Source organism: Dactylosporangium sp. CA-139066 (genome assembly GCF_050936175.1).
GTDB lineage: Bacteria > Actinomycetota > Actinomycetes > Mycobacteriales > Micromonosporaceae > Dactylosporangium.
In genome coordinates this window covers 53,927-75,021 of record NZ_JBNJNH010000001.1, presented here as the reverse complement: position 1 = coordinate 75,021, position 21,095 = coordinate 53,927, and the positions used below count along the sequence as shown (strand labels likewise).

Sequence of the window (21,095 nt, the reverse complement as noted above, 5' to 3'; positions counted from 1 at the left end):
CAGCCACACGGGGGCACCGCATATATGTTGTGCCGGCGGAGGTATCCGCTCACGCGGACGATCCGCCGAAAGTCTGCCAACCTCGCGCCCGGCGGCCGGTGGCCCGCCACCTGGCGGATCACCCGTCGTCTACAGCGACGAAGTCCCTACGACGGCCGCCGGCCGATCCACTTCGCCGGACTGGGCGAGCGGATCGACGAGGTCGCCCTGCTCGGTCAGCACTCCCTGAGCCAGTCGGGTCGCACGGGGCGGTACCGGCGGCTCCAGGTCGGCCACTACGCGCAGACCGGACAGCACATCGTCGGGTCGCACGGTCGGGGTTACCTGCCGCACGACAAGGTCGAGTATCGCACACGGTATGTCGGTGACCTCGGAAGGTAGGTCACTGACGGTGGAATCCGACAGTTTTTCAAGATCGAGGCAGTCGAGGCGGACCACCGCGGCCCGCGTGTCGAAGGTCCGGCGGCCCTGTTTCGTGAGCCGCTCGACGAGCACCTCGGGCGCGTCGAGGAACGCGCGGACGGCCACCACGGCGTCGTGCCGGGCGATGCCGGGCAGCTCGATGCGCCAGCTCGACGCGTCGATGCGGTCGGCGAGGCTGCCCCCGCCGTTGAGCGGCGACTCGACCGCCTCGAGCACGTCGAGGCCGGGCGAGAGCGCCGCGTCCAGCGCGAGCCGCAGCCGCGCGGGCTCGACGACCGCCCGCAGGCCGATCTCCAGGTACTCCGCCTCGCTGGCCACCCCCGTCGGCGCGGCGCTGGCGTAGGAGACCTTGGGGTGCGGGGTGAAGCCCTGGGAGTACGCGATCGGGACGTTGGCCCGCAGCAGCGCCCGCTCGAACGCGCGGGCGAAGTCGCGGTGGGAGGTGAAGCGGAGGGGGCCGCGCTTGGCGTACCGCAGCCGGATCCGCTGGACGACGGGCTCCTGGTTGCTCTCCGGCTGGCGCTTAGGCATTCGGCACCCGCAGTCCCGCGACCGGGGTGAGCGGCAGCAGCTTGCGGCCCGTCGGGCCGATCTGGATCTCCGTGTCCTGGCTGGGGCAGACGCCGCAGTCGAAGCACGGCGTCCAGCGGCAGTCGTCCTGCTCGTAGCCGGTCAGGGCGTCCTGCCAGTCCTGCCAGAGCCAGTCCTTGTCCAGCCCCGAGTCCAGGTGGTCCCAGGGCAGGACCTCGTGCTGCTCGCGCTCGCGGGTGGTGTACCAGGCCAGGTCCACCCCGAACTGCGGCAGCACCTCGGCCGCCGCGTCGGTCCAGCGCTTGAACGAGAAGTGCTCCGACCAGCCGTCGAAGCGCCCGCCGTCCTCCCAGACGCGGCGGATCACCGCGCCGACGCGCCGGTCACCGCGGCTGAGCAGGCCCTCGACCTGGGAGGGCTCGCCGTCGTGGTACCGGTAGCCGATCGCCTTGCCCAGCGACCGGTCGGCGTTGATGGCCTCCTTGAGGGCCTTGAGCCGCCGGTCGATGACCTCCGGCTCCGCCATGGAGGCCCACTGGAACGGGGTGTGCGGCTTGGGGACGAAGCCGCCGATCGAGACCGTGCAGCGGATGTCCCGCGAGCCGGTCGCCTCGCGGCCGGCCCGGATGACGTCGTGCGCCAGCTTGGCGATCTGCAGCACGTCGTCGTCGGTCTCGGTGGGCAGGCCGCACATGAAGTACAGCTTCACCTGCCGCCAGCCGTTCGAGTACGCCGTGACGACCGTGCGGATCAGGTCCTCCTCGGTGACCATCTTGTTGATCACCTGGCGGATCCGCTCGGAGCCGCCTTCGGGGGCGAAGGTGAGGCCGGTGCGCCGCCCGTTGCGGGAGAGCTCCTGGGCGAGCGTCACGTTGAACGCGTCGACCCGGGTCGAGGGCAGCGACAGCGAGACGTTGGTGCCCTCGTACTGCTGCGCGAGCCCCGAGCACATGTCGCCGATCTCGGAGTGGTCCGCCGAGGACAGCGACAGCAGCCCGACCTCGTGGAAGCCGGAGAACTCCAGCCCCTCCTTGACCATCTGCCCCACGGTGGTGATCGAGCGCTCGCGGACCGGCCGCGTGATCATCCCCGCCTGGCAGAAGCGGCAGCCTCGAGTACACCCGCGGAAAATCTCCACCGCGTAGCGCTCGTGGACCGTCTCGGCCAGGGGCACGAGCGGCTTCTTCGGGTACGGCCAGGCGTCGAGGTCCATCGTGGTGCGCTTGTGCACGCGGAAGGGCACGTCGGCGCGGTTGGGCACGACCCGCTGGATGCGGCCGTCGGGCAGGTAGTCGACGTCGTAGAAGCGCGGCACGTACACCGACTCGGTCCGCGCCAGCCGCAGCAGCAGCTCGTCGCGGCCGCCCGGCTCGCCCTCGGCCTTCCACTGCCGGACGATCGCGCTGATCTCCAGCACCGCCTCCTCGCCGTCGCCGAGCACGGCGGCGTCGATGAAGTCGGCGATCGGCTCCGGGTTGAACGCGGCGTGGCCGCCGGCGACGACGATCGGGTGCCGCTCGTCCCGCTCGCGCGCGTCCAGCGGAATGCCGGCGAGGTCGAGCATGGTGAGCATGTTGGTGTAGCCGAGCTCGGTGGCGAACGACACGCCGAACAGGTCGAACGCCGACACGGGCCGGTGCGCGTCCACGGTGAACTGCGGCACGCCCTCTTCGCGCATGAGGCGCTCGAGGTCGGGCCACACGGCGTAGGTGCGCTCGGCGAGGACGTCGGGCTGCTCGTTGAGCACCTCGTAGAGGATCTGCACGCCCTGGTTGGGCAGGCCGACCTCGTAGGCGTCGGGGTAGGACAGCGCCCAGCGCACGGTGGCGGCGTCCCAGTCCTTCACAACCGCGCCGAGCTCACCGCCGACATATTGGATCGGCTTGCTGATCCGCGGCAGCAGTCGCTCGAGTTGGGCGAAGACGCTCGTCACACTCACGGGAGACCAGCCTACCTACCCCTCCCGCTTGCGACGATGCGGCGCCCGGTGGGGCGGCTGGACCGGGGCCGGCGTGGACGGGTGCGGAGCGGGAATGGGCAGCGTGACCGGCTCGTCGGCGCGCACGGTGACCTCCTCGCCGTGGTGGCGCAGCGTGATCTCGCCCTCGTCGACGGCGTAGGTCGCCTGGCCGTGCTCCACGGTGACCCGCAGCACGTCGCCGCGGATCGTGACGGCGAACCGCAGCTTGTTGAGCTGCCCCGGCAGGCGCGGCAGGAACGACAGCTCGCCGCCGTAGTCGCGCATGCCGCCGAAGCCGGCGACGATCGCCAGCCAGGTGCCGGCCAGCGAGGCCATGTGCAGCCCGTCCCTGGAGTTGTGCTGCAGGTCGTAGAGGTCGACGAACGCGGCCTCGCCGAGGTAGTCGTAGGCGAGCTCGGGGTGGCCCACCTCGGCCGCCATGACCGCCTGCGTGCACGCCGACAGCGAAGAGTCACGGACCGTGCGCTCGTCGTAGTAGTGGAAGTTGCGGGCCTTCTCCTCGCGGGTGAACGCGTCGCCCCGCAAGTGCATGGCCAGCACCAGGTCGGCCTGCTTGACCACCTGACGGCGGTACAGGTCGAAGTACGGGTAGTGCAGCAGCAGCGGGTAGTGGTCGGCCGGCGTGCCGGCGAAGTCCCACTCCTGGTGCAGCGTGAAGTTGATCGACTGCTGGTGCACGCCCAGCTCCCGGTCGTACGGCAGGTGCACATTCGCCGCCGCGTCGAGCCACGAGGCGATCTCCTCGTCGTCGACGCCGAAGCGGCGGGCCTCCTCCGGATACCGGTCCGCGGCCGCGGCGGCCGCGCGCAGGTTCAGCTGGGCCATCAGGTTGGTGTAGATGTTGTCGTCGGCGATCGCGCTGTACTCGTCCGGCCCGGTCACCCCGTCGATGTGGAAGACGCCGTGCCGGTCGTGGTGGCCGAGCGAGCGCCACAGCCGGGCGGTCTCGACCAGCAGCTCCAGCCCGTTCTCGCGCTCGAACTGGGTGTCCCCGGTCGCCTGCACGTAGCGGACCACGGCGGCGGCGATGTCGGCGTTGACGTGGAAGCCCGCCGTGCCGGCCGGCCAGTAGGCCGAGCACTCCTGGCCGCGGATCGTGCGCCACGGGAACGCCGCGCCCTTGAGCCCGAGCAGGCGCGCCCGGTCGCGGGCCAGGTCGAGCGTGTCGTGCCGCCACCGCAGCCCGTCGCGGGCGACCTGGGGGTGGGTGTACGTCAGGACGGGCAGCACGAAGCTCTCGGTGTCCCAGAAGACGTGGCCGTCGTAGCCGCGCCCGGTGAGGCCCTTGGCCGCGATCGGCCGCGCCTCGGCCCGCGCGCCGGCCTGCATGAGGTGGAACAGCGCGAAGCGGACCGCCTGCTGGATCTCGGCGTCGCCGTCGACCTCCACGTCGGCCTGCGCCCAGAACTGGTCGAGGTAGGTGCGCTGGGACTTGATCAGCCCGTCCCAGCCGCCGAGCCGGGCGCCGGCGATCGCGCCGTGCACCTGGTCGCGGATCGCCATCCGGGAGCGCTGGCTGGACCAGCCGTAGGCGAGGTACTTCACGATCCGCAGCCGCTGGCCGGGCTGCAGCTCGCAGGCGAACGTGGTGCGGGCCCAGTCATCGGTGGCCTCGGTGTGCGAGCGCACCGGCACGGGCGCGGACACCTCGTGGTCCATCTCGGCGCCGAGGCGCAGGCAGCTGGCGTTGGTGCGGTGCAGCAGCTGGGCGTCGAGGTCACGGGCGTAGTGGCCCTCGGCGACGAGCGCGTGCCCGAGCGCGGCGGCGACCCGCGGGTCCCGGCTCGGCGTCGGCACGTCCTCGTTGGCCACCAGCTCGGACTGCACGATGACCCGGGCCGGCGCGTCGACCGGCTCGACCTCGTAGAGGAACGCGGCGACCGAGCGCTGCTCGAGCGAGACCAGCCGGGTCGTGCGCACCTTGATCCGCTGCCCGGCCGGCGAGGTCCACTCGACGTCGCGCTGCAGGGTGCCGGCGCGCAGGTCGAGGACCCGCTGGTGGTCGTGCAGGACCCCGTAGCGCACGTCGAACGGCTCGTCGTCGACCAGCAGCCGGAACACCTTGCCGTTGGTCACGTTGAGGATCGACTGGCCCTCCTCCGGGAAGCCGTAGCCCGCCTCGGCGTAAGGCAGCGGCCGCTCCTCGTAGAAGGAGTTGAGGTAGGTGCCGGGCAGCCCGAACGGCTCACCCTCGTCCAGGTTGCCGCGCAGGCCGACGTGCCCGTTGGACAGGGCGAACAGCGACTCCGTCTGGGCCAGCGCGTCAAGGTTGAGGCGCGTCTCGCGCAGCGCCCAGGGCTCGACGGGAAACGTGCTCACAGCAACTCCCCCAGGTCCGCCACGACGATGTCGGCGCCGCTGCGCCGCAGGTCCGCGGCGTGGTCGCCGCCGACCCGGTCGATGCCCACGACGAAGAACCCGCCGGCCCGCCCGGCCTCGACCCCGGCCAGCGCGTCCTCGAACACGGCCGCATGGGCCGGCTCGACGCCCAGCTCGCGGGCGGCCTCCAGGAACGTGTCCGGGGCCGGCTTGCCCTTCAGGCCGCGCTCGCGGATCGTCAGCCCGTCGACCCGGACCTCCAGCAGGTCGGCCAGCCCCGTCGAGGTGATCACCTGCAGCGTGTTGGCGCTCGAGCTCACCACGGCTCGGCGCAGCCCGGCCGCCTTGGCCCGCTGCAGGTACGTCAGCGAGGCCGGATACGGCTTCAGCCCGCCCTGCTCCAGCAGCTTCAGCAGCTGCACGTTCTTGCGGTTGCCCAGCCCGTTGACGGTCTCCGCCTCCGGCGGGTCGTCGGGCGAGCCCTCGGGCAGCGAGATGCCGCGGGAGGCGAGGAAGTCGCGGACGCCGGCCTCGCGGGGCTTGCCGTCCACGTAGTCGTTGTAGTCGTGGACGGGGTCGAACTCCCGCTGGCCTCTGGCCGTGAGGAACTCGTTGAACATCGCCGTCCAGGCTTTGTTGTGGATGACCGCCGTCGGGGTCAGCACACCGTCGAGATCGAACAGGCCCGCGCTCACGTGATCCGGTAGACCCAGCACGCTTGCGACGTTAGCCCCGAACAGCGAACTCTGCGCGGCGTGCGCGCACTCGTTAGCCTTCGTGTTGTGACACAACCGGCGGACGAGTCGCCGACCGAGCGGCAGCCGGCCTCACCCACGTGGGTCGGTTCCGCATCCGTACCCCCCGGCGGCTCACGCCGCCGGCGGCAGTGGGAGGACACCCTCGACCTCCCCGCGGCCCCGCGCACCCTCGATCTGCCGGCGGCACCGCCCCAGCCGCAGGTTCAGTACGTGCCGGTGACGCCGCCGGGTTACCGGCCCGGCCCCATCCCCCCGCCGTGGCAGTTCCAGCGCCGCCGGCGGCGCAAGTGGCCCTGGGTCCTGCTGGTGATGTTCCTGCTGTGCGCCGGCTGCTGCGGCAGCTCCTACGCCTGGGCCCGGCAGTGGTGGGTCCAGTACCCGGCCTCGGTCAACCTCGACGCCACCGTGCCCGGCCTGACCCGGATCAACGACACCAACGCGAAGAAGACGGCCGGTCAGCTGCAGGCCTCGCTGACGTCCGACCACCTGGACGAGGAGGGCTTCACCGCCGTCTACCGGGACGGTGATCGACACACCGTGCTGCTCTTCGGGGTCACCCGGTTCATCACCCACCCCACCCGCGACCTGGAGGCGAGCCTGCGCAAGCTGGGCACGAAGACCCAGGTCCAGAACGTGCGGGAGGTCGACGCCGGCCCGCTGGGCGGCGAGGAGCGCTGCGCCGCCGGCCGCGCGGGAAGTACCATCTGCGGCTGGTCCGACCACGGGATGATCGCGATCGCGGTGTTCCCGGACACGACGCTCAGCGAGGCCGCCACCATGATGCAGAACCTGCGGGCCTCGATCACGGTCCGCAACTAGCCCTCGACGTCGGCCTGCCACGTGGCTCGCGGCCCCCTCACTGCCGCCGGGTGATCGGGCCGCGCGCAAAGAACGGCTCCGGAGAATCGGGCGCTGGGAACACCCGATCCCCCGGAGCCGTGTTGGTGGGAGGAAGGTCTCTGGTTACGGCAGCGTGGCCAGGTGCGGCTTGACCGTGTTGGCGAAGCCGTTGCCGTTCTTCACGTCCCAGTTGATCGACCAGGTCATCGCGCCGCGGATGCCCGGGTAGGTGTGCGGCGGCTTGAACGTGCCGCAATTGGTGCCGACGGCCAGGCAGTCCAGCGCCTGGTTGACCAGCGACGGCGAGACCACGCCGCCGCCCGCCGCGCCGGTGCCGGCCGGCAGGCCCAGGGCCACCTGGTCCGGGCGCAGCCCGTTCTCCAGCTGGATGCAGGCCAGGGCGGTCATGAAGTTGACCGTGCCCTGCGAGTACGCCTGCATCTGGTCGCAGCCGAGCATGCTGCCGGAGTTGTAGTACTGCGTGTGGACGACCGTCAGGATGTCCTTGATGTTGAGCGCCAGCGCGAAGTAGCTGCTGCCGGTCGACTGCATGTCGATCGTCTGCGGTGCCATCGTGATGATCAGGTTCGCGCCCACCTTGGACCGCAGCGAGCGCAGGGCCTGGGCCATGTACGTCGGGTTGAGCCCGTTCTCCAGGTCGATGTCGATGCCGTCGAAGCCGTAGGCCTGCATGATCGAGTACGCCGAGTTGGCGAAGTTGGTCGCCGAGTTGGCGTCGCCGACGCTCACCGTGCCGGTCTCGCCGCCGACGGAGAGGATGACCTTCTTGCCCCGCGAGTGCATCGTGGCGATGTCGGCCTTGAAGTCGGCGTCGGTGTAGCCGCCGACCGCGTTGGACAGCCCGGAGTCGACGCTGAACGACAGGCCGCCGGGGGTGCCGGTGGCGGCGGCGAAGGCGACCGCGATGAGGTCGTAGTTGGCCGGCGTGTCGCGCAGGCGCAGCGGCGTGGCCGGGTTGACGAAGTCCTGCCAGTAGCCGGTCAGGAAGTGCTTGGGCAGCGGGCCGGGCGGCGTCGACGGCGACGTGGAGGTCGACGGCGAGCTCGACGGGGACTTCGACGGCGAGGCGGACGGCGACGCCGAGCGGGACGGCGAGACCGAGGGCGACGGGGACTTCGTCGTCGGCTCGATCGTGGTCGGGGTGCCGCCGGGGCCGTTGAGCGAGAAGTCGTCGGCCGTGTACGCGGGCTGGCCGTACCAGCCGTGCACGTAGACGACCGCCGAGGTCTGGCTCGCGCCGGTGGTGAACGCGACGCTGAGCTGCGAGTAGCCGCTCGTGCCGGGCGTCCAGGTGCTCGCGTCGACCCCGCCGGTGACGCCGATGAAGACGTAGGAGCCGTTGACGTACCCCGAAAGGGTGTACTTCGTGTTCGGCTGCACGGAGACCGTCTGCGAGCACTGCGCGGTGGTGCCGCCGGGCGTGCCCGCGAGCTTGTAGGTGCCGGTGTGCGCGGCGCCGGACGTGACCGACGCCGACTCGCACGTCCAGCCGGACGTGGTGCCGGTCTCGAAGCCGGGGTTGGACAGCAGCTCGGCGGCGGACGCGGGCATGGCGAGCACAACCCCGGTAAGGGTCAGTGCCACCGCCCCGGCCCCCGCGAGCAGGGTGATGTGCCGTCTACGCATGGTGTCTCCAGATGGGGGTGACGTCGATGGGCGTCGACGCGTTCCCCAACGTTGCCCGTGCGGGAATTTAATGTCAAGGTTTCTTTACTATTTCTTATGGCGCCCGCGAAACCCGCTTCCGGGGGCGCGCTATCCTCTGTGGTACAGGTGTCGACCCGGCGATCACCGGCGAGCCTCCGGAAGAACGGCCGATCGCCGGCCCAGTAGAACCGGACGGGTACCGGCCCGTGACAGCCGGCCAACGAGCGGCCGCCGAGCGCACCATTTCGGCGGCAAGCGGGGTGGTACCGCGGATCGGGCGACCGGTTCGTCCCCGCGTGGAGTCGAGACAGCGACCACGCGAGGAGAGCGACCACCGATGGCCTACCCGATGCACCGCACGGGCACCGGCGTCCCGGCGAGCCCTAACCTCCCCGAAGTCGAGCGCGACGTCCTGGACTACTGGTCCGCGGACGGCACGTTCCAGGCCTCGGTGGAGCAGCGCCCGGCCGGCGACAACGGGTCGAACGAGTTCGTGTTCTACGACGGGCCCCCGTTCGCCAACGGCCTGCCGCACTACGGCCACCTGCTGACGGGCTACGCGAAGGACGTCGTCCCGCGGTACAAGACCATGAAGGGCTTCCGCGTCGAGCGCCGCTTCGGCTGGGACTGCCACGGCATGCCCGCCGAGGTCGAGGCGGAGAAGCAGCTCGGCATCACCACGAAGGCCGAGATCCTCCAGCTCGGGGTGGACAAGTTCAACGCGGCCACCAAGGAGTCGGTGCTGCGCTACACCAGCGAGTGGGAGCGGTACGTCACGCGCCAGGCCCGCTGGGTCGACTTCACCAACGACTACAAGACGCTCGACCTGGACTACATGGAAAGCGTCATGTGGGCCTTCAAGACCCTGCACGACAAGGGCCTGGTCTACGAGGGCTTCCGGGTGCTGGCGTACTGCTGGCGCTGCGAGACCCCGCTGTCCAACACCGAGCTGCGCATGGACGAGGACGTCTACCGCGACCGGCAGGACCCGGCGCTGACGGTGGCGTTCGCGCTGGAGACCGGCGAGAAGATCCTGGTCTGGACGACGACCCCGTGGACCCTGCCCTCCAACCTGGCCATCGCGGTCGGGCCGGAGATCGAGTACGCGGTCTTCGAGGAGGACGGGCAGCGCTACATCCTCGCCGACTCGCGCGTCGCCGCCTACGAGAAGGAGCTCGCGAACGCGACCCGCGTGGGCACGCTGAGCGGCGCCGAGCTCGTCGGCCGCCGGTACACGCCGCTGTTCACGTTCCTCGCCGACACCCCGAACGCCTTCCAGATCATCGGGGCCGACTTCGTCACGACCGAGGACGGCACCGGCGTGGTGCACATGGCGCCCGCATTCGGCGAGGACGACCAGAACGCCTGCGCGTCGGTGGACATCCCGACCGTGGTGACCGTCGACGAGCACACCCGGTTCACGTCGCTGGTGCCGCCGTACCAGGGGCTGCAGGTCTTCGAGGCCAACAAGCCGGTCATCCGCGACCTCAAGGCCGCCGGCGTGGTCGTGCGCCACGACTCGTACACGCACTCCTACCCGCACTGCTGGCGCTGCGACACCCCGCTGGTCTACAAGGCGGTGTCGTCCTGGTTCGTGCAGGTGACCGCGTTCCGCGACCGGATGGTGGAGCTCAACCAGCAGATCACCTGGACCCCGGAGCACATCAAGGACGGCTCGTTCGGCAAGTGGCTGTCCAACGCCCGTGACTGGTCGATCAGCCGGAACCGGTTCTGGGGCTCGCCGATCCCGGTGTGGAAGTCGGACGACCCGCAGTACCCGCGGGTGGACGTGTACGGCTCGCTGGACGAGCTCGAGCGCGACTTCGGCGTACGCCCGGTGGACCTGCACCGGCCGGAGATCGACAACCTGACGCGGCCCAACCCGGACGACCCGACCGGGCAGTCCGTCATGCGCCGGGTGCCGGAGGTGCTGGACTGCTGGTTCGAGTCCGGCTCGATGCCGTTCGCGCAGGTGCACTACCCGTTCGAGAACGCCGAGTGGTTCGAGCACCACTACCCGGGCGACTTCATCGTGGAGTACATCGGCCAGACCCGCGGCTGGTTCTACACCATGCACGTGCTGGCCACGGCGCTGTTCGACCGCCCGGCGTTCAACAGCTGCGTCAGCCACGGCATCCTGCTCGGCGAGGACGGGCGCAAGATGTCCAAGAGCCTGCGCAACTACCCGGACGTGTACCGGGTGTTCGACGAGTACGGCTCGGACGCGATGCGCTGGTTCCTGGTCGCCTCGCCGGTGCTGCGCGGCGGCGACATGCCGGTCACCGAGGTCGGCATCCGCGACGCCGTCCGGCAGGTGCTGCTGCCGCTGTGGAACGTGTGGTACTTCTTCTCGCTCTACGCCAACGCCGACGGCTACACCGCGCGGCAGCGCACCGACAGTGCCGACCTGCTGGACCGCTACGTGCTGGCGAAGACGGGCGAGCTGGTGGCCACGGTCGAGCGGCAGCTGGACGCCTACGACCTGTCCGGGGCCTGCGGCAGCGTGCGCTCCTACCTCGACGCGCTCACCAACTGGTACGTGCGCCGCTCGCGCGACCGCTTCTGGTCGGGCGACCGGGACGCGTTCGACACGCTGTACACCGTGCTGACCACGCTCGCGCAGGTCGTCGCGCCGCTCGCGCCGCTGACCGCGGAGGAGATCTTCCGCGGCCTGACCGGCGAGCGCTCGGTACACCTGACGGACTTCCCGGCGGCGGCGGACTTCCCGGCCGACCACCAGCTCGTGGCCGACATGGACGCCGTGCGCGACGTGTGCTCGGCGGCGCTGTCCCTGCGCAAGGCCCGCGGCCTGCGGGTGCGCCTGCCGCTGCAGACGCTGACGGTCGCCACCCCGAACGCTGACGCCCTGCGCCCCTTCGCGGCGCTCGTCGCCGACGAGGTCAACGTCAAGGCGGTCGAGTTCACCGGCGACGTGGCGGCCCACTGCACGCCGGTGCTGACGCTGGTACCGCGGGTGCTCGGCCCTCGCCTGGGCAAGGACGTCCAGCAGGTCATCAAGGCGGTCAAGGCCGGGGACTGGGGCCAGACGGGCGGCGCGGTCGTGGCCGGCGGGGTGGAGCTGCGCGAGGGCGAGTACGACCTCAAGCTCGTGGCCGCGGACCCGACCCAGTCGGCGCCGCTGCCCGGCGGCGAGGGCGTGGTCGTGCTCGACAGCACGGTGACCCCGGAGCTGGCCGCCGAGGGCCTGGCCCGCGACCTGGTCCGGGTGATCCAGCAGGCCCGCCGCGATGCCGACCTCAACGTGTCGGACCGGATCGTGGTCGTGGTCGACGGCCCGCCGCCGGTCGCCGCGGCGCTCGAGGCGCACGCGGCCTTCGTCGCCGGCGAGACCCTGGCCAACTCGGTCGAGATGGGCACGCTCGTCGACGGCTTCGCCGGCGAGGTCGGCGAGGATTCGCCGGTCAAGGTCACGGTGACGCCGGTCTAGTTTTACGCCCGGCGGTCGTACTCCCCCGGGGGCATGACCACCACCATCGTGAGGACCGCCTCTGCAGTGCCGGGGTTCCGGTAGCTGTGGGGGCGGTCCGCCGGGAAGTCGATGGTCTCGCCCGTCCTGACGCGGTAGCTCGTGACGTCGACGGTGACTTCCAGCTCGCCCTCGGAGACGTGGATGAGCTCCCGCGTGTGCGGCGTGTGATCGCCGGAGTCGTGGTCCTCGCCCGGCGGCATGCGCCACTCCCAGAACTCGACGAACGCCGGGTCGTTCACCCCGCGCAGCAGCCGCCCGGTCCCGCCGAGCGACCCGTGCCACAGCACCGCCGGCTCGTCCGCCGCGACGATCTTCACGACCGGCTCGGGCTCCCCTTCCAGCAGCCGCCCGATGCTCACCCCGAACGACTCGGCGACCCGGCACAGCGTCCCGATGCTCGGGTTTGTCCGGGCCCCTTCGATCTGCACGAGCATGCCCTTGCTCACACCCGAGCGGCTGGCGAGCTCGTCAAGCGACCAACGCCGGCCCTGCCGCAGGCTCTTGACCTGACGCGCAATGGCGGCCTGCGCGTCCCGCTCCCGGTCGGTCAACATATTTTCCTTCACGGTCATTATTGTGATACGAATACGGCATGTTCGCCGTCGCCGAGGATGTTCTCGATCTGTGCCGCTCCGTGGGCCACGAGGCTACCGTGTTCGCGGTCCTCGCCGACGGCCTGCGCAGCGGCCCCGCCGCCCCGCAGCTGCTGCACGACGCCGTCGCCGCGGCCGGCGACCTGACCGCCCCGCACCCACACCTGGAGGCCTGGCGCGACGTCTACCGGGCGTTCGGCGCCAAGCCCCAGCGCACCCCCTGCTCGGCCGAGGCCCTGCGCAAGCGAGCCGCCCGCGGCGACGTCCCGTCGGTGAACGGCCTGGTCGACGCCTACAACGCCGTGAGCATCCGCTTCGCCGTCCCGATCGGCGGCGAGGACCGCGCCACGCTGGTCGGCACCGAGCGCCTGGTCCGCGCGACGGGCGACGAGCCCTTCGACACGGTGAAGGACGGCGCCCCCGCCGTGGAGTCCCCGGAGCCCGGCGAGGTGATCTGGCGCGACGACGTGGCGGTGACGTGCCGCCGCTGGAACTGGCGCCAGGGCCGGCGCACGGCCCTCACCGCTTCGACGACGTCGGCGGTCTTCCTGCTGGAGGGCCTGGACATCGACCTGACGCCGGCCGCGGAGCTGCTCGCTTCGCTGCTGACGGCCGACGAGATCCGCATAGAACGCCTCGCTTGATTGCGCCGCTCCTTCGCCCACCCGACCCCGGCGCCCACGCCCGCGGCCGCCACCCCGCGTTTCGACAACCACGTCTCTCCTCTAGCGGCCACGCCTGCGTTCTCGACAGCTCCGTTGCGTTGTTCAGCGGCTGCGTTGTATTTCGGCGGCCCCGCTGGCGCGTTGGCGGCGACGCCGCGCTTCACCCGTCCACGCCGCGCGTTGCGTTGGCGGCGACGCCGCGCGTTGCGTTGGCGGCGACGCCGCGCGGCTCGCAGCGCGTCGCGTGTGTGGGCCCGCGCGGTGCATATCGGGGCCGTGCCGCGCGTTTGCGTTGCCGGCGATGCCGTGCAGCCCGCGACGCGTCCGTGTGCGGGGCCGTGCCGCGCGTCGCGAGGCCGTGCCGCACGTCGCGAGGCCGTGCCGCACGTCGCGAGGCCGTGCCGCACGTCGCGAGGCCGGCGCTGCCGTGCACCTCGCGACCGCGGCGAGCGTTGGCGGCGCTGCCGTGCACCTCGCGGCCGCGCCGTGTTCCAGCGGATATGTCCGCCGCTCCGCAACGGACATATCCGACATTTCGGTTATACGAGGTTTGGGAGCCTTCTAGTGATCGGGATCGTGCTCGCCGCGCTGTCCGGCCTGGTCTGGGGCGTCGGCGACTTCTCCGGCGGCAAGGCCAGCCAGCGCGCCGACGCGCTGCTCGTGGTCGTGCTGTCCAAGGCGGCCAGCCTTCCGTTGCTGGTGCTGTACCTGATCCTCATGCCCGCCGCGGCGAGCGCCCACGCGATCGGCTGGGGCGCCGTCGCCGGCGTCTTCGGCGTCGTCGGCATGTTCGTCTTCTACCGCGCCCTGTCCGGCGGCGCGATGGCGATCGTCGCGCCGATCAGCGCCGTGACCACCGCCCTGCTGCCCGTCGCCTACGGCCTGGCCACCGGCGAGCGCCCCGGCATCCTCGCGCTCACCGGCGCGGCCTGCGCGATCGCCGCGATCGGCCTGGTCAGCGCGGCCGGTGGCACCGGCACCCGGGTGACCGGCGGCCTGGTCGGCCTCGCGCTGCTGTCCGGCGCGGGCTTCGGCCTGTTCTTCACGTGCCTGTCCCGGGCCGGCGACGGCGCGGGCCTGTGGCCGATCGCCGGCGCCCAGGCGGCCGCGATCGTCCTCGGCGCGCCCCTGGTCGTACAGCGGCTGCGCAACGGCGCGACCCGCCCGTCCGGCTCGTCGCGGCGCTGGCTGCTGGCGGCCGGCGTGCTGGACATGTCGGCCAACGCGCTCTACCTGCTCGCGTCCGCCCGCGGCGACCTGAGCATCATCGCGCCGATCGCCGCGCTGTATCCGGTCTCGACGGTACTGCTGGCCATGCTCATCGACCGCGAACGCATGCGCCCCGTGCAACTGGCCGGCCTGGGCCTGGCCGCAACGGCGCTCGTCCTCGTCGCATCGTGATCAAGGAAGCGCGGGTGGTCTTGCCCACCTTGTGACGTCCTCGGCTGCTGTTGCCAGGCCCGGCCGTTAGAGTGTGCGGCAGCGTTGAGTTGAGCCTGGTGGAGGGCATTTGTCCGCGCTCTATGCGGTCGGCAAGATGACGGTCGCACCCCTGGTCCGGCTCCTCTGGCACCCGAAGATCATCGGCCTGGACAATGTGCCGAAGACCGGCCCGGCGATCCTGGCCAGCAACCACCAGTCGGTCCTCGACTCGGTGATGATGGGCGCCATCGCCCCTCGCAACGTCTACTTCCTCGCCAAGAACCAGTACTTCAGCGGCCCCGGCCTCAAGGGCGCCGCGCTGCGCAACATCATGTACGGCCTGAATCAGATCCCGGTCGACCGCTCCGGCGGCCGCGCCAGCCTGATGGCCCTCGACGCCGCCTTGCCGGTCCTGCGCGAGGGCCACGTGCTGGGCATCTTCCCGGAGGGCACCCGCTCGACCGACGGCCGCCTCTACCGCGGCCGCCCCGGCGTGGCGAAGCTGGCGCTGGACGCACCGGCCCCGATCATTCCGGTCGGCCTGATGGGCTTCGACAAGGTCATGCCGGTCGGCGCATCCCTGCCGAAGCTGGGCCCGAACGTCGAGGTACGCATCGGCGAGCCCCTGGACCTGAGCCAGTGGCAGGGCGGCGGCGAGGTCGACAGCCGCGCGTTGCGCGAGGTGACGCTGAAGCTGATGAACGCGATCCAGCAGCTGACGGGCCAGGAGTACGTGGGCCGGTACGCCCCGAAGCGCCCCGACCAGATCGCCGACCCCGACTCGGCCTGACCGCCAAGTACTCGCCACCGCGACGCCAGGTAGTTCTCCCTGGCCAGCAGAATCCGCGACGCGCCGACACGGGCGCACGCACGCGGATTGCCCGCTTTTATCGCCTGTCAGGGTATAAATCCGACAAGTCGTGGCGCGGAGCGCCCGACTTGTCGCGACAACGGCCGAAAGCGAACTCAGCCCGCCGCAGAAGCGACGGGCTGTCGTAGCGGAGCGCCCGACTTGTCATGACAACAGCCGAAAGCGAACTCAGCCTGCCGCAAAAGCGACGGGCTGTCGTGGCGCGGAGCGCCCGACTTGTCGTGACAACGGCCGAGAGCAAACTCAGCCCGCCGCAAAAGCGACGGGCAGTCGTGGCGCGGAGCGCCCCACTGTCGTAAGCAACTCAGCCCGCCGCAAAAGCGACGGGCTGAGGAAGTGAACGGCCTGCCCCAAGGGCGCCGGTGCCGATTAGAGCTCCGGGTACCACAACCCGATCTCGCGCTTGGCGCTGTCCGGCGAGTCCGAGGCGTGCACGAGGTTTTCGCGGTTGGACAGGGAAAAGTCGCCGCGGATGCTGCCCGGCGCCGCCTTCCGGCCGTCCGTCGCGCCGATCAATGTGCGCACCACCGTGATCGCCTCGTCGCCCGAGACCACCAGCGACACCAGCGGGCCGCTCGTCATGAAGTCGCGCAGCGCCGGGTAGTACGGGCGCTCGACGTGCTCGGCGTAGTGCTGGTCGGCCAGCGCCACGTCCATCGTGCGCAGGGTCATCGCCTCGACCGTCAGGCCCTTGCGCTCCAGCCGGCCGATGACCTCGCCCACCAGGCCGCGGCGTACGGCGTCGGGCTTGATGAGAACGAGCGTGCGCTCCGACACGAAACTCCTCCAAGTTTCCCAGGTACTGGCGCCGAGCCTACCCAGCGTCACGACGCGCGCCCCGCCCGGGTGCCGGAGACTTCCGTTTCGGCGATGATCAGGCATAGCCTGATGTCAGTCGTCTGGGGAGGTCGACTTGCCATCCAGCAACCGCGCATCGTCATCCGACGGCCGGAACCTGGTCATTCTGCTGCTGATCCTGGTCGGCGGTTTCCTGGCGTTCTGCGGCTGGGGGGCGGACGAGGGGCTGATGATCGCCCTCGGCGTCGTGGTCGCGGCGGCCGGGCCCGTCATGGTCATGGTCCTCAACTCGCGCAACAAGGTCCGGGTGTACGTCCAGGGCTCCGCCCTCGTTGAAGACATCACGCCCCGGCCGACGCAGGAGGGCCGGGTGGCCCGCGGCCGGTTGAAGCTGACCATCACCGCGCCGGGCATCCGCGGGATCACCGTGAGCGGCATCGACCCGGCCATCCCGCTGGAGAAGTGGCCGGAGCCGGGCGCCACGCTGCCGGTGCAGGTCCTCAAGGGCGCACCGCGCAAGTTCACCGTGCTCTGGGACCGCGTCCAGACCCACCAGGAGGTCGTGCTCGCCGAGCAGCGCGGCCCGATCGGCGGCGCCGACGACCTCGGCGGCAACTACGGCTACTCGCTCGACGGCGACGACTACGGCCGCCCGTCCGACGACCTGCTCCCGCCGGACAACACGCTGCCCCCGCCGGACAACACGCCGACGCTGACCAACCTTCCCCCGATCGACGCCGGCATCGACGAGCACGTCGGTAGCGGCGGGGTCGCGACGCTCGCGCCGCCGGCGACCGTGACGGAGGCCGAGCAGATCCCCGAGGCGGCCCGGCGCCAGGCCCGCCCCGGCCGGCCCCGGCACGCGGCGGCCGACCCGGCCCACTACACGAGCGAGCCCCTCGGCGCGGGCAGCACCGCGGTCGCCTTCGCGGAAGCGCCGATCGTCGAGCCCGAGCCTGAGGCCGAAGTCGAGGCCGAAGCCGAGTCGCCGGCGAAGGAGACACCGGCGAGCGGCGCGGGCCAGACGATCATCGGCGACGAGGACGAGCCGATCATCATGCGGCTGCGCTCGACCCCGAAGCCGAGCCCGCACCGCCGCCCCAGCCCGCACCCGCGCACCGGCGCCCACGACCGCGTCCGCCGCGGGCGCCCGGGCCGCGGCCGCACCGCGGCCGAGACCGAGACCGAGACCGAGACCGAGGCAGACGAGACGCCGGAGGAGGCGGAGACCACCCCGGTATCGACGACGGCGGTCGCGGAGACCCAGCCGGAGGAGTACACGATCCCCGAGGCCGGCTACGCGCTCGTCGCCCCGCCGGCCGCGCCCGAGCCGGAGCCGGAGTCCGGGATCGAGCCCAGGCCCGAGCCCGAGATCGAGTGGTGGACCGACTCCTTCCCGGACCGCGAGACCGAACTGCCCCCGGTCCGGGCCGAGCACACCGAACCCACCGTCATCGAAGGCGAGCTGGCCGAAGAGCCGGCCCCGGAGCCGACCAGGTCGGCCTGGGCCGGAAACGGGCGCGGACCGGTGCCGGTCGGCGCCGGCCTCTACAGCGCCCCGCCGATCCTGCGCCCGCCGCCCATGCAGGAGAGCGATGACGACGAGGCAGTGGCCCCCGACCCGTATGCGACCGAGCACTACCTGCCGCCCGAGGACCAGCTCGAGGAGCAGCCGCTGAGCGAGGGCGCCGTCGCCGAGTTCCTGGCCACCGCGCCGCGGCGGCAGACCATGCCGCTGGACGGGGTCAACGGCGTGAGCATCACGCTCATCGTGTCCGACCTGCAGCGCTCGCGCCGGTTCTACCGCGACACCCTCGGCCTGACCGAGCTGGACAGCGGCGAGACGAGCGCGGTGCTGGAGACCGGCACGGCCCGGGTCGTGCTGCGCCGCGTGGCCGACATGCCGCCGGTCGACCGCCGGGTGGTGCACCTCAACCTCGACGTCCCCGACGTGTACGAGGCCTACGAGCGCCTCCGCGAGCAGGGCGTCGACTTCGTGCACCGGCCGCGGACGGTACCGCAGGGCGAGCACCTGGAGCTGTGCTCCGCGACGTTCCGCGACCCGGACGGCCACGCCATCGCGCTGACCAGGTGGGAGCTACGGCGCTGAATACCGCCGGACGGTCTCTTCGGCGGTAGCCCGCATCAGCGCCCGCAGCTGCAGGGGTTCGAGCACCTCGACGTCCGGCCCGAACCGGCCGAAGTCGATCCGCGCGTGCTCGAAGGACTCGATCGGCAGGGTCACCCGGACCCAGCCATCGCTTTCGAGCACCCCGTGCTCCCGGCGGGCCCGTTCGGCGACGGGCCCGAGCATCCACCACAGCGAGACGGCGCGCGGCGAAAGGCGTACCGTCGCCGAACCTCCGTTGTAGAGCGTGCGCTCCAGATTTTCCGAGAACTCCAGCCAGTACCGCCGCAAATCGAAATCGGCGGGGCGCTCGAACGTCTCGTCGAGCACGGTGAGCGCGTCGACGCGGGAGATCCGGTAGCCGTTGACGCGCGTGCGGCCGCGGGCGACCAGGTACCACGCGGTGCCCTTGAGGACCAGGCCGAGCGGCTCCAGGGTGCGTTCGACCGAGGTCCGGTCCCATTTGCGGTACACCACCTGGATCCGGCGCTGCTCCCACAGCGCGCCGGCGGCGGCATCGAGGTGCGGCGGCGCCTCCGGGTCCCGGAACCATCCGGGCGCGTCGACGTGGACGCGCTCCTGGATGCGCCCGGCCATCGAGCGCTGCTCGGCCGGCAGCGCGGCCAGCAGCTTGAGCCGCGCCGCCTCCAGGGTCGGGCCGAGCCCGAGGTCGCCCGCGGTGGCGCCGCTGCCGTTGAGGAACAGCGCGGCGGCCTCGTCGGTGGTCAGGCCGGTGAGGCTGGTGCGGTACCCGTCGAGGAGCGCGAACCCGCCGGTCGGCCCGCGGTCGGCGTAGACCGGCACGCCCGAGGCGGACAGGGCCTCGATGTCGCGGTACACGGTGCGGACCGACACCTCGAGCTCGTCCGCGATCTGCTGCGCCGTGAGCCGGCCCCGGGTCTGCAACAGCAGCAGCGTCGACAGGAGCCGGCTCGCGCGCATCAGTCGGGCTTGTTCGCGTAGACCGCGCGCCGCACGTACAGCGCGTACAGCCAGGCCGCGCCGAACACGACGCCGAGCGCGAGCAGCGACCAGTGCAGGAACCCGCCGACGAGCAGCGCGACCTGCACGAGCAGCCCGGCGATCCACGCCCACGAGTGATTGAGCAGCCCGCACAGCCCGAAGCACACGACGGCGAGGACGCCGCAGGCCCACATCGCGCCCGTGTTGCTGCCGTGGCCGAGCTTGGCCAGCGGCAGCAGGGCCAGCAGCAGTACGACACCCTCGACGACGAGCCCGGCGGCGCCCATGCCCCGCACGGACCCCGCGGGGTTCTTCAGGCCGGTCGGCGCGCTCATCGCTTCAACAGCCCGCGAGCGTCGGCGACGGTCACGACCGAGCCGGTGATGAGAATGCCCACGGTGCCGGGCACGGCATTGTCGGACTCGGCGAGCGTCACGGCCGCGTCGATCGCATCGGGCAGATTTGGTACCACATGCACCCGGTCGGCCCCGAACAGTTCCTCGGCGATCGCCGCGAGCTGCGCGGCCGGCATCGCCCGCGGCGAGCTGTTGCGGGTCACCACGATGCTCTCGGTGATCGGCTCCAGCAGCTCGAGCATGCCCTCGACGTCCTTGTCGCCCAGCGCCGCGACGACCGCGACGAGCCCGCTGAACGCGAACTCCTCGGTGAGCGCCCGCACCGTGGCGCTCATGCCGTGCGCGTTGTGCGCGGCGTCGAGCAGGATCGGCGGCGAGTTGCGGATCCGCTCGAGGCGGCCGGGCGACGTCGCGCCGGCGAAGCCCTCGCGGACCGACTCCGCGTTGAGCGCCCGCTCCGCGCCGGCGCCCAGGAACGCCTCGACCGCGGCGAGCGCGATGGCCGCGTTCTGCGCCTGATGTTCACCGTGCAAGGGCAGAAACACGCCCTCGTACACCCCGGAAAGCCCCTGCAGCGTCAGCACCTGCCCGCCGACGGCCAGGTCGCGCTGCACGACGCCGAACTCGCGCCCCTCCCGGGCCAGCGTCGCGCCGACCTCGGCACAGCGCTCCAGGATCGGGCGCATCGCCTCCTCCGGCTGCAGCGCGCAGATCAGCGTCGAGCCCTTGTGCACGATCCCGGCCTTGGCCCAGGCGATCTCCTCGATCGTGTCGCCGAGCCACTCGGTGTGGTCCAGCCCGATCGGCGTGATGACCGTGGTCTGGGCGTGCAGCACGTTGGTGGAGTCGTCCGCGCCGCCGAGGCCGACCTCCACCACGGCCACGTCGACCGGCGCGTCGGCGAACGCGGCGAACGCCATCGCCGTGGTCATGTCGAAGTACGTCAGCGGAGCGTCGCTGCGCGCGTCGAGGAACTCGGCCAGCGGCGCGACCTCCTCGTACACCTCGACGAACTTCTCCTCGCTGATCGGCTCGCCCTCGATGCTGATCCGCTCGGTGATGCTCTGCAGGTGGGGGCTCGTGTACCGCCCGGTGCGCAGCCCGTGCGCCCGCAGCAGCGAGTCGATCATCCGGGCCGTCGACGTCTTGCCGTTGGTGCCGGTCAGGTGGATCGCCGGATACGCCCGCTGGGGGCTGCCGAGCGAGTCGAGCAGCCCCTCGATGCGGCCCAGGTCGAACACCATGCGGGTGAACCCGCGGGCGTTCAGCTCCTGGTCGACCTCCGAGAA

Annotated in this window: 16 protein-coding genes; 6 read left to right on the top strand and 10 right to left on the bottom strand. The window is 71.5% G+C overall.

The window, feature by feature from the left end; all coding sequences use genetic code 11:
* Positions 1-129: 129 nt before the first annotated feature.
* From ACQEVU_RS00360 to ACQEVU_RS00345, 4 genes are read right to left on the bottom strand one after another with little or no spacing between them, the layout of a single operon-like run.
* The gene (locus ACQEVU_RS00360) at positions 130-954 is read right to left on the bottom strand and encodes a TIGR03936 family radical SAM-associated protein (RefSeq protein ID WP_433318729.1); all 825 of its coding nucleotides are present in this window, start codon (positions 952-954) and stop codon (positions 130-132) included.
* On the bottom strand, positions 947-2,893 hold the full coding sequence (locus tag ACQEVU_RS00355; protein ID WP_433318726.1) for a TIGR03960 family B12-binding radical SAM protein: 1,947 nt from the start codon (positions 2,891-2,893) through the stop codon (positions 947-949). Before ACQEVU_RS00355 ends, ACQEVU_RS00360 begins: the two co-directional genes overlap by 8 nt.
* A 15-nt stretch (positions 2,894-2,908) precedes the next feature.
* A complete protein-coding gene (locus ACQEVU_RS00350; RefSeq protein WP_433318723.1) occupies positions 2,909-5,254 on the bottom strand; it encodes a glycoside hydrolase family 65 protein in 2,346 nt (781 codons plus the stop codon).
* Entirely contained in the window at positions 5,251-5,970 is a 720-nt protein-coding gene (locus ACQEVU_RS00345; protein WP_433318719.1) for an HAD family hydrolase, read from the bottom strand. Before ACQEVU_RS00345 ends, ACQEVU_RS00350 begins: the two co-directional genes overlap by 4 nt.
* A gap of 66 nt (positions 5,971-6,036) precedes the next feature.
* On the opposite strand from ACQEVU_RS00345, the gene ACQEVU_RS00340 reads away from it, so the two are divergent.
* Positions 6,037-6,831, top strand: a complete 795-nt coding sequence (locus ACQEVU_RS00340; protein WP_433318716.1) for a hypothetical protein — start codon at positions 6,037-6,039, stop codon at positions 6,829-6,831.
* Between the two features lie 144 nt (positions 6,832-6,975).
* Here the strand turns inward: ACQEVU_RS00340 and ACQEVU_RS00335 are convergent, their stop codons facing one another.
* Positions 6,976-8,499, bottom strand: coding sequence for a chitinase (locus ACQEVU_RS00335; protein ID WP_433318713.1), 1,524 nt, complete (start codon positions 8,497-8,499; stop codon positions 6,976-6,978).
* A 358-nt stretch (positions 8,500-8,857) separates the two neighbouring features.
* Here ACQEVU_RS00335 and ileS point away from each other — a divergent pair, with 358 nt between their 5' ends.
* Entirely contained in the window at positions 8,858-11,968 is a 3,111-nt protein-coding gene (gene ileS, locus ACQEVU_RS00330) for an isoleucine--tRNA ligase (protein ID WP_433318710.1), read from the top strand.
* A 2-nt stretch (positions 11,969-11,970) separates the two neighbouring features.
* Here ileS and ACQEVU_RS00325 read toward each other — a convergent pair whose 3' ends face one another.
* Positions 11,971-12,576 (bottom strand): helix-turn-helix domain-containing protein, encoded by a 606-nt coding sequence (locus ACQEVU_RS00325; protein ID WP_433318707.1) that lies wholly within the window; start codon positions 12,574-12,576, stop codon positions 11,971-11,973.
* A gap of 26 nt (positions 12,577-12,602) precedes the next feature.
* Between ACQEVU_RS00325 and ACQEVU_RS00320 the strand changes: the two genes are divergently transcribed.
* The 3 genes from ACQEVU_RS00320 (at position 12,603) to ACQEVU_RS00310 (ending at position 15,480) form a co-directional block, all read left to right on the top strand.
* Complete coding sequence (locus ACQEVU_RS00320) at positions 12,603-13,247, top strand: B3/B4 domain-containing protein (protein WP_433318704.1); 645 nt, start codon at positions 12,603-12,605, stop codon at positions 13,245-13,247.
* A gap of 585 nt (positions 13,248-13,832) precedes the next feature.
* Complete coding sequence (locus ACQEVU_RS00315; RefSeq protein WP_433318701.1) at positions 13,833-14,669, top strand: EamA family transporter; 837 nt, start codon at positions 13,833-13,835, stop codon at positions 14,667-14,669.
* Between the two features lie 109 nt (positions 14,670-14,778).
* Positions 14,779-15,480 (top strand): lysophospholipid acyltransferase family protein, encoded by a 702-nt coding sequence (locus ACQEVU_RS00310; RefSeq protein ID WP_433318698.1) that lies wholly within the window; start codon positions 14,779-14,781, stop codon positions 15,478-15,480.
* 450 nt (positions 15,481-15,930) lie between these two features.
* Here the strand turns inward: ACQEVU_RS00310 and ndk are convergent, their stop codons facing one another.
* Positions 15,931-16,338: a nucleoside-diphosphate kinase gene (gene ndk / locus ACQEVU_RS00305; protein WP_433318695.1), complete on the bottom strand. Its 408-nt coding sequence runs from the start codon at positions 16,336-16,338 to the stop codon at positions 15,931-15,933.
* A 136-nt stretch (positions 16,339-16,474) separates the two neighbouring features.
* Here ndk and ACQEVU_RS00300 point away from each other — a divergent pair, with 136 nt between their 5' ends.
* On the top strand, positions 16,475-18,469 hold the full coding sequence (locus ACQEVU_RS00300) for a VOC family protein (protein WP_433318693.1): 1,995 nt from the start codon (positions 16,475-16,477) through the stop codon (positions 18,467-18,469).
* On the opposite strand, the gene ACQEVU_RS00295 is transcribed toward ACQEVU_RS00300, so the two are convergent.
* The 3 genes from ACQEVU_RS00295 to ACQEVU_RS00285 are packed head-to-tail and all read right to left on the bottom strand — an operon-like array spanning position 18,458 to position 21,050.
* The gene (locus tag ACQEVU_RS00295) at positions 18,458-19,429 is read right to left on the bottom strand and encodes a helix-turn-helix transcriptional regulator (protein WP_433318690.1); all 972 of its coding nucleotides are present in this window, start codon (positions 19,427-19,429) and stop codon (positions 18,458-18,460) included. The two genes, ACQEVU_RS00300 and ACQEVU_RS00295, sit on opposite strands and share 12 nt — an antisense overlap.
* Positions 19,429-19,785: a DUF4233 domain-containing protein gene (locus ACQEVU_RS00290; RefSeq protein WP_433318687.1), complete on the bottom strand. Its 357-nt coding sequence runs from the start codon at positions 19,783-19,785 to the stop codon at positions 19,429-19,431. Before ACQEVU_RS00290 ends, ACQEVU_RS00295 begins: the two co-directional genes overlap by 1 nt.
* Complete coding sequence (locus ACQEVU_RS00285) at positions 19,782-21,050, bottom strand: bifunctional folylpolyglutamate synthase/dihydrofolate synthase (protein ID WP_433334726.1); 1,269 nt, start codon at positions 21,048-21,050, stop codon at positions 19,782-19,784. Before ACQEVU_RS00285 ends, ACQEVU_RS00290 begins: the two co-directional genes overlap by 4 nt.
* Between the last annotated feature and the right edge of the window lie 45 nt (positions 21,051-21,095).

What these genes read in the sequence shown, in the direction of transcription:
- ACQEVU_RS00360 (WP_433318729.1), bottom strand. Translation starts at nt 954, where the DNA reads ATGCCTAAGCGCCAGCCGGAGAGCAACCAGGAGCCCGTCGTCCAGCGG.
- ACQEVU_RS00335 (WP_433318713.1), bottom strand. Translation starts at nt 8,499, where the DNA reads ATGCGTAGACGGCACATCACCCTGCTCGCGGGGGCCGGGGCGGTGGCA.
- ileS (WP_433318710.1), top strand. Translation starts at nt 8,858, where the DNA reads ATGGCCTACCCGATGCACCGCACGGGCACCGGCGTCCCGGCGAGCCCT.
- ACQEVU_RS00320 (WP_433318704.1), top strand. Translation starts at nt 12,603, where the DNA reads ATGTTCGCCGTCGCCGAGGATGTTCTCGATCTGTGCCGCTCCGTGGGC.
- ACQEVU_RS00295 (WP_433318690.1), bottom strand. Translation starts at nt 19,429, where the DNA reads ATGCGCGCGAGCCGGCTCCTGTCGACGCTGCTGCTGTTGCAGACCCGG.
- ACQEVU_RS00290 (WP_433318687.1), bottom strand. Translation starts at nt 19,785, where the DNA reads ATGAGCGCGCCGACCGGCCTGAAGAACCCCGCGGGGTCCGTGCGGGGC.
- ACQEVU_RS00285 (WP_433334726.1), bottom strand. Translation starts at nt 21,050, where the DNA reads ATGGTGTTCGACCTGGGCCGCATCGAGGGGCTGCTCGACTCGCTCGGC.